General features: G+C 64.8%; 13 protein-coding genes. 3 read left to right on the top strand and 10 right to left on the bottom strand.

Annotated features, from left to right (window positions below; all coding sequences use genetic code 11):
- The first annotated feature begins 40 nt into the window (after positions 1–40).
- Both dgoD and KZ498_RS13860 read left to right on the top strand, forming a co-directional pair.
- On the top strand, positions 41–1,192 hold the full coding sequence (dgoD, locus tag KZ498_RS13855) for a galactonate dehydratase (RefSeq protein WP_312619545.1): 1,152 nt from the start codon (positions 41–43) through the stop codon (positions 1,190–1,192).
- A gap of 69 nt (positions 1,193–1,261) precedes the next feature.
- Positions 1,262–2,293, top strand: a complete 1,032-nt coding sequence (locus KZ498_RS13860) for an NAD(P)-dependent alcohol dehydrogenase (RefSeq protein WP_312619546.1) — start codon at positions 1,262–1,264, stop codon at positions 2,291–2,293.
- A 329-nt stretch (positions 2,294–2,622) separates the two neighbouring features.
- Here the strand turns inward: KZ498_RS13860 and KZ498_RS13865 are convergent, their stop codons facing one another.
- The 4 genes from KZ498_RS13865 to KZ498_RS13880 form a co-directional block, all read right to left on the bottom strand.
- On the bottom strand, positions 2,623–5,028 hold the full coding sequence (locus KZ498_RS13865) for a DUF2309 domain-containing protein (protein ID WP_312619547.1): 2,406 nt from the start codon (positions 5,026–5,028) through the stop codon (positions 2,623–2,625).
- Positions 5,018–6,505 carry a proton-conducting transporter membrane subunit gene (locus tag KZ498_RS13870; RefSeq protein WP_312619548.1) on the bottom strand — a complete coding sequence of 496 codons (1,488 nt, stop codon included), beginning with the start codon at positions 6,503–6,505 and terminating at the stop codon, positions 5,018–5,020. Before KZ498_RS13870 ends, KZ498_RS13865 begins: the two co-directional genes overlap by 11 nt.
- 425 nt (positions 6,506–6,930) lie before the next feature.
- Positions 6,931–7,404: a winged helix-turn-helix transcriptional regulator gene (locus KZ498_RS13875; RefSeq protein ID WP_312619550.1), complete on the bottom strand. Its 474-nt coding sequence runs from the start codon at positions 7,402–7,404 to the stop codon at positions 6,931–6,933.
- 277 nt (positions 7,405–7,681) lie between these two features.
- On the bottom strand, positions 7,682–8,035 hold the full coding sequence (locus tag KZ498_RS13880; RefSeq protein ID WP_312619551.1) for a winged helix-turn-helix domain-containing protein: 354 nt from the start codon (positions 8,033–8,035) through the stop codon (positions 7,682–7,684).
- A gap of 148 nt (positions 8,036–8,183) precedes the next feature.
- Here KZ498_RS13880 and KZ498_RS13885 point away from each other — a divergent pair, with 148 nt between their 5' ends.
- Positions 8,184–8,687 carry a MarR family transcriptional regulator gene (locus KZ498_RS13885; protein ID WP_312619553.1) on the top strand — a complete coding sequence of 168 codons (504 nt, stop codon included), beginning with the start codon at positions 8,184–8,186 and terminating at the stop codon, positions 8,685–8,687.
- Between the two features lie 8 nt (positions 8,688–8,695).
- On the opposite strand, the gene KZ498_RS13890 is transcribed toward KZ498_RS13885, so the two are convergent.
- The 6 genes from KZ498_RS13890 to KZ498_RS13915 form a co-directional block, all read right to left on the bottom strand.
- Positions 8,696–9,247 (bottom strand): hypothetical protein, encoded by a 552-nt coding sequence (locus KZ498_RS13890; protein ID WP_312619555.1) that lies wholly within the window; start codon positions 9,245–9,247, stop codon positions 8,696–8,698.
- Positions 9,248–9,379: 132 nt separating this feature from the next.
- Positions 9,380–10,423, bottom strand: coding sequence for an ABC transporter permease (locus KZ498_RS13895; RefSeq protein WP_312619557.1), 1,044 nt, complete (start codon positions 10,421–10,423; stop codon positions 9,380–9,382).
- Positions 10,423–11,496, bottom strand: a complete 1,074-nt coding sequence (locus KZ498_RS13900; protein ID WP_396276133.1) for an ABC transporter permease — start codon at positions 11,494–11,496, stop codon at positions 10,423–10,425. Before KZ498_RS13900 ends, KZ498_RS13895 begins: the two co-directional genes overlap by 1 nt.
- A 53-nt stretch (positions 11,497–11,549) precedes the next feature.
- Positions 11,550–13,175, bottom strand: coding sequence for an ABC transporter ATP-binding protein (locus KZ498_RS13905; protein WP_312619559.1), 1,626 nt, complete (start codon positions 13,173–13,175; stop codon positions 11,550–11,552).
- A gap of 37 nt (positions 13,176–13,212) precedes the next feature.
- Entirely contained in the window at positions 13,213–14,307 is a 1,095-nt protein-coding gene (locus KZ498_RS13910; protein WP_396276134.1) for a BMP family protein, read from the bottom strand.
- Positions 14,308–14,527: 220 nt separating this feature from the next.
- Positions 14,528–15,337 carry a hypothetical protein gene (locus KZ498_RS13915; protein WP_312619561.1) on the bottom strand — a complete coding sequence of 270 codons (810 nt, stop codon included), beginning with the start codon at positions 15,335–15,337 and terminating at the stop codon, positions 14,528–14,530.
- Positions 15,338–15,484 lie beyond the last annotated feature (147 nt).

Here is a 15,484-nt window from a genome sequence, read left to right on the forward strand (position 1 = left end):
AGCCAGTCATTACAAGTGCTCTCTCGCAGATAACATAGCTATGCAAATCACCGACTTCGAACTGTTCGCCGTGCCGCCGCGGTGGTTGCTCCTGAAACTGGAGACCGACGAGGGAATCGTGGGCTGGGGGGAGCCGATCGTTCAGGGCCGATTAGAGACAGTTCGGACTGCGGTTACGGAACTCATCGAGGCGTACCTCCTCGGGGCCGACCCGCTCCGGACCGAGTACCACTGGCGGAAGCTCTATCAGAGCGGGTACTTCCGCGGCGGCCCGATACTCATGAGCGCGCTCGCGGGTATCGACCACGCGCTGTGGGATATCAAGGGGCGACACTACGGCGCCCCGGTGCACGAACTACTCGGCGGGCACGTCCGCGACAAGCTACTCGTGTACCAGTGGCTCGGTGGCGACGACCCCGAAGACGTGGCCGTCGCCGCAAGCGAGGACCGTGACCGCGGGTACAGAGCGTTCAAGTTCAACTTCGCCAGAGAGTTCCGGCCCATCGAGACGCCAAACGCCGTCGACCACGCGGTCGAACGCGTGGCAGCGATCCGCGACGCTGTCGGCGACGACGCGCTCGTCGGCGTCGACTTCCACGGCCGCGTCTCGAAACCGATGGCTGCCGACCTCGTCGACCGCCTCGAACAGTTCGACCTGATGTTCATCGACCAGCCGCTGCTCCCCGAACACGACGATTCGTTTGCCAGTATCGCCGAGCGGACCACTGTCCCGATTGCGACCGGCGAACGGTTCTACTCGCGCTATGACTTCAAGCGGCTTCTCGTCGACGACGCGGTGTCGATACTCCAGCCCGACGTGACCCACGTCGGCGGCATCAGCGAGATGCGCAAGGTCGCATCGATGGCGGAAGCGTTCGACGTGTCAGTCGTTCCGCACTGCCCGCTCGGCCCCATCGCGTTCGCGGCGAGCCTGCAGGTCGGGTTCTGCGCACAGAACGTCGTGCTGCACGAACAGGACCTCGACCTGCACGACCCGACGACGAGCCAGCGGCTCAAGGTCCTGGAGGACCCGGAGACGTTCCGTTTCGAAGACGGCTACGTCAAGCGACCGACGGGCCCTGGACTCGGAATCGAAATCGACGAGGCCTACGTCCGCGAGCAGGCACAGACACAGGTCAACTGGTACAACCCGGTCTGGCACCACGAGGACGGAAGCGTCGCGGAGTGGTGACTGACCGCGGCAACCGAACGTGGCGGTCCACCCTGTGTATTTTTATGGTTCTGTTACGTGCCCACACACATGCGAACTGCTGTACTGGTAGAACCGACCGAGTTCGAACTGGAGGACCGTCCCAGACCGTCACCCGAGCCTGACGACGTGCTCGTCGCCGTCAGGGACGTCGGTATCTGTGGTTCGGACGTCCACTACTACGAACACGGCCGTATCGGCGACTACGTCGTCGAGGAGCCGCTCGTCCTCGGGCACGAGAGCGCCGGGGAGGTCGTCGAGGTCGGCGAGAACGTCACCACCCTCGAACCGGGCGACCGCGTCGCGCTCGAACCCGGCGTGCCCTGCCGTCGGTGTGCCCACTGCAAGCGCGGCGACTACCACCTCTGTGAGGGGGTGACGTTCATGGCGACGCCGCCACACGACGGCGCGTTCACCGAGTACGTCTCCTGGCCCGCGGACTTCGCATACAAACTGCCCGAGACCGTCTCCACCGCCGAGGGGGCCCTCTGTGAACCGCTTTCGGTCGGTATCCACGCGTGCCGTCGCGGCGGCGTCGGAACCGGTGATACGGTTCTGATAACCGGGGCCGGGCCGATCGGACTGATGGTGATGGAGGCCGCGCGAGCCGCGGGTGCGACGGACGTCATACTGACCGACGTAGTCGAGGAAAAGCTGGAGTTCGCCGAAGAACGGGGAGCGGACCTGACAGTCGACGTCACCGAAACGGACCTCGATTCGGCGGTCGCCGAGTACACGGACGGCCTCGGTGCCGACGTCGTCGTCGAAGCCTCCGGCGCGGAGCCGTCGATCAAGTCGACGGTCGACGTGGTCCGTCGGGGCGGCACGGTCGTTCTGGTCGGCCTGGCAAGCGAAGCGGAAGTCCCGATCGACGTGCTGGAACTCATCGACAACGAACTCGACGTCCACGGCTCGTTCCGGTACAAGAACACCTACGACGCGGCTGTCGACCTGCTGGCCGACGGCGAGGTCGACGTCGAGGGTATAATCGACTTCGAATCCGGACTCGAAGACATCGACGACGCGTTCCGCCGAGCGATGGAGCCGACCGTGGTCAAGGGCATGATATCCCTCGGTTCGTGACCGTCGCTACCGCAAGCGCGGTCTCGAACCTGCCACGCTGGACGCCGGTGAGCAGCTGGGAGCGATTTCCCGCTGTGGGGCCACGCAGCGTCAGTTGAGAGTTCGAGTCTGGATTTAGCAGCCAATTCCTCAATTCCTATCTATATACGAAAATGTGAACCCAAAAAGCAGCAGTATATAATTACTGAGATCGGATACACCTCCAATATGGCCAGAACATTTCAATCTGGTGTGGTTCGTTCAGTGTCTGACGTATATCTGGATTTGTAACCTCGAAGAGAGAATAACGAATCCTGTACAGGTCCGGCTGTCGATGGCCCGCACCCGGCTCAGTCGTCCGCGACCGCAGGAGCGGTCGGTTCCGTCGGGTCGGCTTCGGACTGCTTGGACACAGGTGACCACTCCAGGTCATGCTCGTACTGGAAGGCGCGGTGGTCCTGCGTGGGATCGACGACTGTCAGCGAGAGCCAGTTGTTGTCGAGCAGTGCCGCCAGTTCCGCGTGGTCGGCGAGAACCCCGTTGACGCGGTCGACCGGCGCGTGGACGACCGTCGAGAGGCGGAGCGGCTGGTGGTGCGGTTCGTCGTCGGCGGCCATCAGCGACTGCAGCGGGAGGCCGGTCATCAGGTCGCCGCCGTTGCCCTGATAGACACCGACGTTGCCGACGGGGTTTTGGGTCACCTTCGACCCGCTGCCGTAGGCGGCGTTGTCGACCGTCGAGAAGTAGTACTGGGTGTTGATCCACTGCGTGACGACCATCGGTCCGGTGAGTATCGCCTCCAGCGCCTCGCCGTCGGGGTCGGTCGACCAGTCGTAGGAGTGGAGGAACGCGCGGCCGTCGAGGTCGACGTCGCTCGTCAGTTCGCGCGGGCCGACGACGAACCCGGCGTTACCGGCCAGCCCCCACTCGGGACGGGTCTCGGCCCAGTCGGCGGCGCGGCGCTCCGTCTCGCTGACCCCCGACGAGCCGTCGGCACCCATCGACTCGGCACGCTCGGCGGCCGCGTTCGTCCGGGCGGTGGCGAGGTCGGCGCGCAACCGCTCGAGGTCCTCTGCGTGGCTCTCGGGGACGTGACTGTCGTACAGTTCGACCTCGTCGGTCGTCGTGTTGTGCTGGCCGGCGAGGAAGACGGTGTCCTCGGGAATTTCGAAGCCGCGCTCGCGGAGCTCGGCTCTGACCTCGCTGTCGTTGCAGATGGTCGCCATCACACGGGCGCTCGGGCCGCCGGGGTTGCCGGCGCAGGCACCACAGTCCAGACTCGAATCGTACGGGTTGTTGGCGGTTTCGCTGGCGTGCCCGGTGAAGACGACGAGGCGGCTGAACGCCTCCCAGCCCATCAGGTCGAACGCGGCGGCGGCGTACTCGACCTTCTCCTCGGTGGTCAGTCCCACCGGCAGGTCACCGGCGTAGGTGTGCTGATGATGGACGAGGGGCTGACAGAACTCGTGGTCGTCGGGCACCGAGTTCTCGGCTGCGTCGAACAGGTCGAACACGCGCCCGGGAACCAGCGTGCGGGCCGCGAGCGCGAGGCCGTAGCCGCTCCCGGCAGTCTCGACGAAGCCGTAGGCCGTGGCGGCGTTTGCCTCCAGCGTCTCGACGATTTCGTCGGCGGTCTCACGGATGCCCGACCAGCGGTCGTGGCTCGCCTGCGTGTCGTCGTCGGTCGGAACGTCAGTGACGTGATGCTGGGGGTCGAGAATCGGGGGGCAGGCGTCGACCGCCATGTCGGCGTCGTACCCCTGGTACTGCATCGGAACCCCGAAGAAGCCGGCGTACCCGTGGGTCCCGTAGTCGCCCGCCGCCTCGATGTGACGGCGGATGATCTCCGAGCGGGTGTCGATACAGAAGACCAACTGCGCGTCCGGGCGGCCCGGCCTGTCGCTGTCGGCGAGCGACCGGCTCTCCGCGGCGACAGTCTCGACGAGGTCGCCGCGGTAGGTCGCCTCCCAGGCCCGCAGGAACGCACCGGCGAGTTCGGCGGCCGGGTCCGGGGCAACGCTGTCGTTCGAGGGGGTGATGTCAGCACCGACGGCATCCGCCAGGGCCAGCCGCGCCGCGAGGTAGCCCGCCAGTGAAATCGGGTAGGCCGACTGCCAGGCACCTTCGTCGTCGGCACGCTGCTTGATGAGTCCCGTCCAGCCCGGGAGGGCGGCCAGTTGCGCCTCGAAAATAGGCACCCACTGGCTCTGCGGGTACGGCCCGAGCACCGCCTCGATGGTCTCGACCGGCGTCTCGGGCAGGTCGGCGAGGACCCCCTCGTCGGGGATTTCGCCGTCGTGTTCGGCCACCCCGCGGAAGGCGGTGTAGAACCCCGCTTCGCGGTTCGGCATCGACCAGTGGGCGCTCCCCTCGTCGAGGAACGCCGACAGCCACTTCGTCAGCACCTGGTCGACGCGGTCCGTAGCGGCGTCGGAACTACGTTCGGTGGCGTCGGTCGCTCCGGCCATCCGGTCGAGCAGTATCTCGGGGTCGCTCCCGTAGCCCGCTGCGGAGAGCTCCTCCTCGAGCAGTTCCGGGTCTATCTGGCCGCGCTGCAGGGCCGTCCGGAACGTCTCGGCGCGTGGGTAGCCACGGCCGCCCAGCAGGTCGGCCGCCTGCCCGACCGCCTCATCGAACGGCTGCTCTTCGAACCCCGCAAGGGGGTTTGCCGTCACGAACGAGTGGATGGGCCAGAGGGAGCCGACGGTAGTCGCTGCGGTGTCGATGCTGTCGTGGATGGTGGATTCAGTACTCATTGTAGTCCTCCGCAGTGGTCAACACGGTGTCGGCTGATGGTTGCCCGGCGTTCAACAGCGCCACGTAGAGGCGCTGGCTGCGCTCGTGAACGCCTGTCTCGATGCCGGTGTAGATGCCGACGAAGACGACGGCGATAACGCCGTGGAGCAGGGTCAGTTCGGTCGTTACCGGACTGACGGGCACGAGCGCCGAGACGCCCGTGTAGACCGCGGCATAGATGGCGATGGCCGGGAGAAACACCGCCGGGACGGCCCCGTAGCGGGCCGCCGTCGGAAGCGAGGCGTGTTGCACGGCGTTGCGCGCCGCGTGGAGCGTCGTGAAAACCACGAAGAAGGTCAGCAGGAGGCCGCTGTCGACCTGCGTCCCTTTCCCCGTCAGCACTGCGAACAGTGCGCCGCCGGCGAGGCCGGTCAGCAGTGTCACGCCGACGCCGACGGCGCTCGTCACGCGACCGGTCGTGTGTCTGTTCCCCTCGCTCGGGCTCGTGTGTTCGACCTGGTCGCCTGCGCTGAGGAACTGGTAGGCCTTGTAGAAGCCGTGCAGGATGAGGTGGGTGATTGCGGCCCCGAAGAAGCCGAGGCCGGCCTGCATGATCATAAAACCCATCTGGCCGACCGTCGAACAGCCGAGTTTGCCCTTGATGTCCGTCTGGACCGACTTCAGGAGTTTCCCGCCGATAGCGCTGGCACCACCGACGGCGACGACCGCGAGCATGAGCGCGGGGTCGACGGTGATGACCGGCGCGAAGCGGGCCAGCAGGATGCCGCCAGCGTTGACGAACCCGGCGTGCATCAGCGCCGACGCGGGCGTCGGGGCGGTCATCGAGGAGAGGAGCCAGCCGTGGAACGGAACCAGGGCGGACTGAATCATCGCCGCGAGCACGAGGGCGCCGGCGGCGACCAGCCACACCGGGCCGCCAAGCGTGTCAGCGGCTGCGCCGACTCCCGAAACCGTGGTCGCGCCGGTGGCCCACCACAGTGCCGTCAGCGCGACGACGAGGAGCGCGCTGCTGGCAACGAAGTACCTGCGGGCGACCGTCGCGGCCGCCTGCGCCTGTTCCCACCCGCTGACGATACCGATGAGCCTCGCCATCAACAGCCCCATCGCGAGCCACAGCGCCCCGAACAGGGCGAGGTGGTCAGCCGCGACCAGCCCCATCACGGCCACCGTGAAACCGAACACGGTGACGAAAAAGGACGTCTTGAGGCGACTGCCCGCCATATAGCGGCGCGAATAGCTGTGAACGATGCCACTGAAGAAGGTGACGACCACCCACATCAGAACTGTCAGCCCGTCGACGGCGACAACGCCGGGTAGCTCCCACGCGAACCCGGTTCGGACTCGGACGGCAAGCGCGGCGATGCTCGCGGCGAACATCGCCCACACGAGCCACGTGAGTGCGACGGGCACGAGCGGCGACGCCGCCGTCGTGTCCGGAAGTGATCCAACCGTCGTCGTTGAGTTGCGTCCTGACATCGTTGTTCGCTCGCGACCTCTCACGGCAACCTTGGAACCTGATTGACCGCTTCTGGTCGTCTTCGTCTCCATCACGAACGTACTGGTTATTAAATCCTTCTATATTACCAAAACGTTCTAAATAAGGTGGATTATAGAACATTATGTTTTTCTAGGGGGCCTCAGGACGAGAACCCCGACCGAGGGGGAGGTACGGAAACTTGCGACCCGTCCCATCGCTGTGAGACGAACTTCCGTTCGCACTCAGTGGCCTCGAATATCGGAACTAATCAGCTACTATACCGGACAGATATTACCGAACCGTTCGACAGGAGAGGTTAGAATACCAGGTCGCTATGAACCCCGATTCGGTCACGCTGGCAACGAATCCGACCGGGTCGTTCGGCGTCCACAGTCGTCGGCCCCGACACCGGACGCGGCGTCAGCTAGCTCCCGTTCCCGGAATCGAATTTGCCGAAGGGTGTCGTCTCGTGACTCCGAACAAGTACTTCGTCGGCCACCGTCAGGCCCATATCGAGCAGTGCCTGCGCGACGGGCGTGATGTCGCTGTCCGACTCACCGACGGCCGTCACGAGGAGATTCTGTTCGCCGGTGACCAGTTCCTGTACCGACACGACACCGTCTATGTCCAGTATCTCGGGGATCAGTTCGCCTCGTTCGGGAATCGACGCAGTGCAGAAGAGCAACATCCGGAGCGGATAGCCCGCCCGCTGATAGTCGACGTCGGCGCTGTAGCCTTTGATTATGTCGTCGGACTCCAGGCGGTTGATGCGCTTGCGGACGGTGCTGTCCGACGTACCGGTTCGCTCTGCGATATCTCCGGACGATGTGTTCCGAGCGTCCGCCTGTAATGCGTACAGAATCGCTCTATCCACCTCGTCGATCTCCTCGTCAGCCATACTGGTGTGTCCGCGACAAAGGCACTTTACTGTTGTACGTTACTCGGATAGTACGCCGAGATTTTCATCGTGTGCCAGTGTGGGATTACTCGCGCGCGCAGGATGCGGGTCCATATCGGGTCCCGGCCGTCGCGCTTGTTCGCTGCTCCGTGCCCTGTTCGTTCACATTCAGCGTTCAGTTGGATTCGAGCAGGTCCGTTCGTTGGAAGAGTCGACGACCCCTCGAGCTCCGACTGAAAACACCGCCTACGAATTGGGCTCGCACCGGCGGGTGATGCTACACGGACCGGTCGGTGGCGTCACCGAACTGCACGACGAGCCGTTCCGTGGCGAGGGCGTACACCGTCATCTCCGTCCCTTTCTCCGAGTACCACGTCTCGACGGGTTCGATGAGGCCAGCCTCAGCAAGACGGTCGAGGTGATAGGATACGCTCTGGAGCGAGCGGTCGACGGCGTCCGCGATATCCGATGCGGTCCTCGGTTCGTCTCTGAGCGCTCCCAGTATCTCCTGGGCGGCCTCGGAGGAGAGAATCTGAAGCACGTCGGTCGGTTCGGTACCGTCGACTACGACGTTCGTCTGCTCTCGGGGGACATACTCAACTGACGGCTGGTGGGGGAAGACGCTTGCCATGGGTTGTGTGGGGGTGGTGTTGCCGGACGGTATTGTTTGTTCGGCTCAATCCGAACAAATCAATCAAACAATTTAATACTTACGGAATCATTAGTAGGAGGTGTGACACAGCAGGGCCTGCGGCAAACAGAGCAGCCAGTTCCGACACATGAGTGGTGACGACAGCGCGGTCGCACGCGAACGAGTCATCGAATCGATGGAGCAATCGGCCGAGGTGTACGGCCTCAGCCGAAGCGCCGGCCGTATCTACGGTGTGCTGTATTTCGCGGGGGAGCCGCTCTCGATCCCGGAACTCGTCGATGAAACCGGGTACGCGAAATCGACGGTGAGTACCGTCACACGGACGCTGTCGCGTATCGGCCTCATCCACCGCAGGTCGTCGGAGGGCGGCGGGAGGCGAGTCCGGTTCGAGGCCGAACGGGAGGTCTGGTTCATCCTGCAGGACGTCTTCCAGCAATACATCCAGCGGGAGGTCCAGACGACGCTCCGTACCATCCGCCGAGCAGAACAACAGGCGCCCGCGGATGCCCGCGAGCGAGAGCGCATCCGGAACCTCCGGGCGACGTACGAGGACCTGGAGGAGATCGTCCAACTCGCATCGGAGTACTCCGCTGCGGAACTCCGTGAAGCGCTCGAGAGCTACGAGCGGTAGTCACCGCGCTACCAGTAAACCGTGTAGGCGCAGGTATCGTCCCCGTTCCGGCGACACGTCTCGCCCGTCTCTTCGATGAACACGAACGAGCCGACCGGCGCGTACTGCTGGGCGACGCCCCGGATGAGACCACGGTCGAACGGGCACGGATACGGGGTCTCGCAGGTCACCTCACCGGCCTGCTCGCCCACGGATTCGAAGCGGTAGTGCCCGATCTCCCCGCCGCGGTGATTGCGCTGGTAGGCCTCGTCTATCGACCGGAGCCCCTCCGGAACAGTGTCGAAATCGTTCGGCCAGTCGGCCACGCGCGGTAGCTGTTCGCCGAGCCGGTCGAGGACGTGCGGTTGCAGGTCCTCGGCGATGGTCTCGAACGCGTTCAGCCAGGCCTGTTGCGGGTACCACTCGTCAGCCGCGGGGTCGGTGATTCCCTCCGCAGCGAGCGCTGTTAGCGCCCGCTCCCGGTAGTCGTCTGAGAACTTCCCCATCGCCTCCTCGACTATCGTGAGAACCGTTTGACCGTTGACTTCGACGGTCCGGTCAAACGCGTCGTAGGATGCCATTCTGTCAGAACGTTCGCGGGCAAGGAAATAAAACCGGCCAAACACGCGGCAGGCGTGGCGCTTTCAGCCCGCCGAGGGAGTACCGGGACTCCGTTTCGACGTTACTTCCTGTATCGCCCGGTCTCTGGCCGCTCAGTCATCACTCTCGTAAGGCTCACCCAGCGCCGACGGCATCCGCGTCGAACTCCAGACCGTGAGTACGACGACGACAGCGGCGTAGGGAAACAGATTGACCAGCCGGTTCGGGACCTGGATACCGACGGTCTGGAACTGGATCTGGAGCATGTCGAGACCGCCGAAAAGCAGCGCGGCGGCGGCTGCCCCCAGCGGGTTGTAGTTGCCGAACAGGTAGGCGACGATACCGATCCAGCCGCGGCCGTTGACCATCGTCTGGCCGGTCCCGGTGAACGACCCCGAGTGAGCGAGCAACACGGCGCCGGCGAGTCCGGCCATCGCACCCGAGAATATCACTGCCGCGTATCGGACGCGGGTGACGCTGACGCCGGCGGTGTCCAGCGCTTTGGGGTTCTCACCGGCCGCCTGCAGCCAGTAGCCGTAGCGGGTCCGATACAGGAACACCCAGGCCGCGACCGCAACGAAGATTGTCAGCAGCACGAGCGGCGACGTATCGAACAGGACCGGACCGACGACCGGTACCCCGGCGAGGCCCGGCACGGTCACGTCGGCGACGCTCACGAGACCAGGGCTGTTGCGGTTCCCCCAGACGAGCACCGCGGTGAACGGACCGAACCCCAGCCCGATGAACCAGACGGCCAGCCCCGCGACGATCTGATTGGCCCTGTACCGGATGAGCAGGACGGCGAAAAACACTGTGTACGCGATGCTGAGCGCGACTGCGAGTCCCATCGCCACCCACAGGTCCGCCTGGGTTGGCGACGCACCGCCGAGCAGCCACACGAGCGCGCCGGTATTCGCTGCCCCGAATATCATGAACCCTTCGAGGCCGATGTTGAACACGCCGCTCTTCTCGGCATAGAGCCCGCCGAGCGACGCCAGCGCGATCGGCGTCGCCGCCTGGAGGGTCCGCTCGACGAACCCGACGGTCACGATATCCGCAAGCGGCCAGCCAAGCGCGAACGCCGCCGCAAGCGCCAGCACGACTGTCGCGACTGCCGCTCCGAGGCGGAGTCGCGTCCCGCGGTCGTTGCGGTCCATCAGTTCTCACCACCTAGTCCAGTCCGTTCAGCGGCCATGCGGAACAGTTCCGGCACGGCGACGAACAGGACGACGAGCCCGATGATGCCGTCGATCAACTGGACCGGCACGTCGCTGTTGATCCGGATATGGCTGCCAGCCGAATCGAGTGCGCCGAAGAGAAAGCCCGCGGGCACGACACCCAGCGGGTTGTTTGCCGCGAGCAAACTCACCGCGATGGCGTCGAACCCGTACGTTCCGATACCGGCGGGGTCGCTGTAGTAGCCCTGTATCATGATGGCAAAGAGCGCGCCCGCGACGCCGGCGACCATCCCGGAGAGCGTCATCGTCGCGACGACGGTCCGCCTGGCGTTTACCCCCGAGAAGGCCGCGGCAGCTACCTGGTGGCCGCTCGTCACCATGTCGTATCCGAACCGCGTTCGCGCCAGGACCCACGCGATGGCACCCACGACCACGAGCGTGACTGCGAGGCCGACGACCGAGAAGTCGGGGACGTCGAAGACGACCCGCGGTAGCGAGACGTACTCGGGAATCCGGGCCGTGTTGGGCGCGCGGTTCCCCTCGCCGCGGAACGGGCCGTCGACGAGGTAGCCCACGGCGCCGGTCGCGATGAAGTTCAGCATGATGGTCGTGACGATCTCGTTCGCGTCCCCGTAGGCTTTCAGTATGCCCGGGAGCGCGCCGTAGGCACCGCCGGCGACGACACCAGCGACGGTCCCGAGTAGCATCAGCAAAACGCCGCCGGTAGTTCCCGTCGGGAGCACTGGCGCGAACTGTAGAATGGCGACGACAGTCGCGAACCCTCCCACGACGAACTGGCCCTGTACGCCGATGTTGAACACGCCCGCGCGGAACGCGATGGCGACGGCGACCCCGGTCAGGATGAAAAGCGTCGTGAACTTGAGCGTCCGCGCGAGCGCGTTGGCGTCCCCGAACGCCCCGACAACGACGTTCCGGAGGAACTGCACCGGATCGTAGCCCGCAAACGCGACGACAAGCAGCCCGATCAGTATCGCAAGCGTCATCGACGCGGCCCCGATGGCGATGCGTTCAGCGACCGAGACGTCCAGCATCCGGGCGGCGATGCTATCTAGAACGGCACGGGCGCGTTTCGACCCGGCACCGCTCACGACTCATCCCTCCGGTCACCGGCCGGCGTCCCGCCGTCGCTCCAGCCGCTCTGTGGGGCCGGTTGGTCCGCAACCGCATCGGGGTCGGCCCCGGTCATCAGCAGGCCGAGGTCCTCCTCGGTGACGGCCTCGGGGTCGACGATATCGACGAACTCCCCCTCGTACATGACGGCGATACGGTCAGAGAGCGTCCTGACTTCTTCTAACTTCGAGGAGACGAACGCGACCGCGAGACCGGCGTCCCGCAGCTCCAGGAGGCGGTCGTGGATGAACTCTATCGACCCGATGTCCACGCCACGCGTGGGATGGGACGCGACCATCACCGCCGGCTCGTGTTCTATCTCCCGGCCGACGACGAACTTCTGCTGGTTGCCGCCCGACAGCGACGACGCCTCGGTCGTCGCATCGGGCGGCTGTACGTCGTACTCCTCGACGATTCCCTCGGCGTGGTCCCGGACGGCCGACCAGTCGACGACGCCGCGCTCGACGTATGGTTCGGTCGTCTGGAAGCCCAGAAGCGAGTTCCGGATCAGGTCGTAGTCCATCACGATGCCCTCCTCCTGGCGGTCCTCCGGGATGTAGGCGATTCCCTTCTCGATGCGGTCGCGGCGACTCGTCCCGGTGATGTCCGCCCCGTCGAACCGGACTGTCCCCGACTCGACCGGACGAAGCCCGGTCAGCGCCTCGACCAGTTCGGTCTGCCCGTTGCCCTGTACGCCTGCAATCCCGAGTATCTCGCCCTCCCGGACGGTGAAGTCGACGCCGCTGACCTGTTCGAGTCCCCGGTCGCCACTGACATACAGGTCAGCGATTTCGAGGACCGGGTCGCCGATAGTGGTCTCGCGTGGCTGCCTGTCGAAATCGATCTCGCGACCGACCATCAGCCGCGCCAGTTCCTGCTCGGTCGCGTCGGCGGCGTCGACAGTGCCGGCGACTCCGCCGTCGCGCAACACGGTGATTTCGTCGGCGGCGGTCAGTGCCTCGTCGAGCTTGTGCGTGATGAAGACGAGCGAGTGACCCGACGCCGTCAGTTCCGCCATCACGTCGAACAGCCCCTCGACTTCCTGGGGCGTGAGGACGGCCGTCGGCTCGTCGAGGACCAGGATCTCCGCGCCGCGATAGAGGCTCTTGACGATTTCGACGCGCTGTTGAACGCCCACGTCTAAATCCCGGACTGGTACGTCGAGATACTCGTCGACGTCGAACCCGTAACGGTCGGTTATCGCCTTGACGTCTGTGCGGGCGCTCTCGATATCCACCAGCCCGTGGTCGGTGGGTTCGTGTCCGAGGACGATGTTCTGGAGAACGGTCATCGGCTCGACTAGCTGGAAGTGCTGGTGTATCATGCCGATCCCAACGTCCATCGCGTCCCGGGGCGAGTCGAACTCCTGGCGGTCCCCGCGGACGTAGATGTCGCCGTCGTCCTGGTCGTACAGCCCGTAGAGGACGCTCATCAGGGTCGTCTTGCCCGAGCCGTTCTCGCCGAGCAGGGCGTGGACGGACCCCTTCTCGAGCGTGAGGTCGACGCCATCGTTGGCGACGACGTCACCGAACCGCTTCGTTATCCCGCTCAGTCGGACATCGGGAACAGGGTGGTCGTCGTCCCGTTCACTCTCGGCCATGGTGGAAGTGGTTGGACATCGGAGAGGAGAAGGTGGGTTAGTTACAGCCGGCGGCGGTACACGGCACCTCGATATCGCCGTCGAGGATGGCCTGCTTGGCCTCCGAGAGGTTCTGGCCGACGACATCGGGGAGCTGGTCCTGGAACGCCTGCCCGATTACACAGTCGACGGCCTCGTCTTCGAGGCCCAGCGTGTTGGCGCCCGAGACAGCCGACCAGTTGTCCTCGGCGACGGCGGCGGCCACCTCGCGGGTGCCCTCGTTGATGTACTTGACCGCCGAACCGAGGATGACGTCCTGGAAGTCCGGCAGCGTCTGTGACTGGTCGGCGTCGACACCGATAGCGAAGCGTTCGTTCTCCTGAGCGGCCTCGAACACGCCCCGACCAGCAGCAGCTGCGGCGTGATAGACGATGTCGGCACCGTCGTTGTACTGCGAACTGGCGATGTCCGCCGCGGTGTCCGTGTCGGTGTAGTTGCCGATGTAGCCGACGTTGACGTCGACGTCTCCGTTGACCCATTCGGCACCGGCGACGTACGACCGTTCGAAGGCGTTGATCAGGGACCCGTCGACGCCGCCGACGAAGCCGACCTGGGAGCTGTCGGGGGCAGTCGACCCGGCGTCGGTGGACAGTTCTTCCGTGGTCATCGTCCCCGCGAGGACACCTGCGAGGTACGACATCTGATGGTTCGCCCAGGTGTACCCCGTAACGTTTGGCTCGTCGACGTAGTCGTTGATGAGCATCCAGTACTGGTCCTCGTACTCGGGCGCGTTCTGGGACAGCGCCTCCGTGTGGTTGTACGAGACCAGGACGATCAGGTCGTAGTCGCCGCTCTGTGCGAGTTCGGCCTGGACGGACTGGTACTGGGACTGCTCGGTCTCCTCGACCTGGTTGATGCTGATGTCGTACTCCTCGGTGGCCGTCTGTAACCCCTCCAGTGCGAGGTCGTTGAACGCGTTGTCGTCGAACCCCGCCGGGCTCGACACGATTGCGATGTTCGTCGTTTCGCTGCCACCGCTGTCCCCGTCACCCCCATCACCGTCGGTGCCTCCGCCACCATCGCCGCCGTCACCGTTGCCGCTACAGCCTGCAAGCAACGCACTGCCCACGATGGCAGACCCGGACGCGAGCAGGGTCCGTCGGTCCATCGTCGGTGTCATCTTGCTCCGTGACTCCTCGGAGGCGTCGTTGTTTCCAGACCCATTCAACATAATTGTTTATACTATTTATGGATGTATGATAAAAAGATTTCGCAGACTACAGTTTGCGCCGAAACACACCACTGGAGACGGTTTCACAGCGACCGTCGCAGATAGTTCTCCCGCTACGGCAGGTCCCGCTTCGACTGACCGGCTACGATTCGGGTCGCGCCTCAGTGACCCACGCCGGCCGGTTCACCGTGGTCTCGCCCGAGTCGAACTCGAAGGAAAGGTCGTACGTTTTCGGGGCGTCGCTCGTCAGTCTGACCAGCCCGAATTCCGCGTACGTCCCCGCAGGCCTCGTCTGGTTCCACGTGACTGCCGCGGAACGAACGGCGGTCGTGTCGGCGGCTGTTCGCACTTCACCTGTCGCCGCCGTGATGCGATACGGTTCTGTCCCCTCGTACCACCCGTCTCTCGGGCCGTACACGTTCACTTCCCGGGACTGGTCGGCTTTGCGTTCGTATCCGGTGACGTATAGGCTCCTGACGACCACCGACCCCGTCCCGGAAACAGCGGCCGCCACGTCCCCGGACCCCTCCCTGACGACGAACGTGACAGTCTCACCAGTCCGGTTCTCCCGGAGAAGTTCCCGGTCGGTATCGCTCTGAATCCGGTCCAGTCGTCGGTCGGTACTGCCGTCGCCCTCGACGACTATCCGGCTGTAGACCGGGCTGGTCGGCGACGCCTGGTACTGTTCAGTTCGAACGTCGCCTTCGTCGACAAAGTGGTAGCGTCCGCCGTCGGCGGTCACAGAGCCCTCGAATTCCAGCGCTGTCGTCCCGTCCACGACGACCGCCCCCGTCGCCCGGTATTCGGCAGACTCCGGCACGCTGAACCGTTCGTCGACTGGGTTTTCCGAGTGCGGGCTCGCAGTGGTCAAGGGGTACACAGCGGCGAAGACGAGCGCGAGACAGCACAGCGCCAACACGCCTGTCAGTGCCCTCGCAGTACGACGGTCCATACGCCAGGACAACTACTAATCGAGAAAAGCCATTCGGAAACCGCGATGCGGTCCATGATGTTCGTGTCCTATATGCGGACATACCAGGGATGCAGACGTCCGATTCCGGACCGCCTTCCCGGGGTTCCCGTCTCCGAGTAGCTACGT

Origin of the sequence: Haloarcula sp. 1CSR25-25 (genome assembly GCF_032027985.1) — an archaeon.
GTDB lineage: Archaea > Halobacteriota > Halobacteria > Halobacteriales > Haloarculaceae > Haloarcula.

Excerpts from the sequence above, each read along its gene's own strand:
- dgoD (WP_312619545.1), top strand. The coding sequence starts at position 41 with ATGCAAATCACCGACTTCGAACTGTTCGCCGTGCCGCCGCGGTGGTTG.
- KZ498_RS13860 (WP_312619546.1), top strand. The coding sequence starts at position 1,262 with ATGCGAACTGCTGTACTGGTAGAACCGACCGAGTTCGAACTGGAGGAC.
- KZ498_RS13865 (WP_312619547.1), bottom strand. The coding sequence starts at position 5,028 with ATGAGTACTGAATCCACCATCCACGACAGCATCGACACCGCAGCGACT.
- KZ498_RS13870 (WP_312619548.1), bottom strand. The coding sequence starts at position 6,505 with ATGTCAGGACGCAACTCAACGACGACGGTTGGATCACTTCCGGACACG.
- KZ498_RS13875 (WP_312619550.1), bottom strand. The coding sequence starts at position 7,404 with ATGGCTGACGAGGAGATCGACGAGGTGGATAGAGCGATTCTGTACGCA.
- KZ498_RS13880 (WP_312619551.1), bottom strand. The coding sequence starts at position 8,035 with ATGGCAAGCGTCTTCCCCCACCAGCCGTCAGTTGAGTATGTCCCCCGA.
- KZ498_RS13885 (WP_312619553.1), top strand. The coding sequence starts at position 8,184 with ATGAGTGGTGACGACAGCGCGGTCGCACGCGAACGAGTCATCGAATCG.
- KZ498_RS13890 (WP_312619555.1), bottom strand. The coding sequence starts at position 9,247 with ATGGCATCCTACGACGCGTTTGACCGGACCGTCGAAGTCAACGGTCAA.
- KZ498_RS13895 (WP_312619557.1), bottom strand. The coding sequence starts at position 10,423 with ATGGACCGCAACGACCGCGGGACGCGACTCCGCCTCGGAGCGGCAGTC.
- KZ498_RS13900 (WP_396276133.1), bottom strand. The coding sequence starts at position 11,496 with ATGCTGGACGTCTCGGTCGCTGAACGCATCGCCATCGGGGCCGCGTCG.
- KZ498_RS13905 (WP_312619559.1), bottom strand. The coding sequence starts at position 13,175 with ATGGCCGAGAGTGAACGGGACGACGACCACCCTGTTCCCGATGTCCGA.
- KZ498_RS13915 (WP_312619561.1), bottom strand. The coding sequence starts at position 15,337 with ATGGACCGTCGTACTGCGAGGGCACTGACAGGCGTGTTGGCGCTGTGC.